The 287-nt window shown below is 46.0% G+C and carries 1 protein-coding gene; it reads right to left on the bottom strand.

From position 1 onward, the window contains the following. Positions 1-227: hypothetical protein (locus H2O73_RS21900; protein WP_220457736.1), on the bottom strand; the 227-nt coding region annotated here is incomplete at its 3' end. Positions 228-287 lie beyond the last annotated feature (60 nt).

Genomic DNA, 287 nt, shown 5'->3' with positions numbered 1-287 from the left:
TGGATGAACTCCAACCATCCTTTAGCCACAGGCTTGAGATCCAGTCTTCTTAGTTGGACCGGTTTGCCTTTGGAGTCTATTCTCCATTGGGCGCCTTCCACACAAATGTCCATAAGGACTTGGTCCAACCTTTGATTGAAGTTGACCCTTCTAGTGTAGGGGCGTTCATCACCTTGCATCATAGGCAAGTGAAATGCCAACCTCACATTTTCCGGACTAAAATCCAAGTATTTCCCCCTAACCATTGTAAGATAATTCCTTGGGCTTGGGTTCATACTTTGGTCAGC

The organism is Vibrio marinisediminis (assembly GCF_014050145.1).
Taxonomy (GTDB): Bacteria; Pseudomonadota; Gammaproteobacteria; order Enterobacterales; family Vibrionaceae; genus Vibrio; species Vibrio marinisediminis.
The sequence above is the reverse complement of the archived record's forward strand: the minus strand, read 5'-3'. Positions and strand labels throughout refer to the sequence as shown.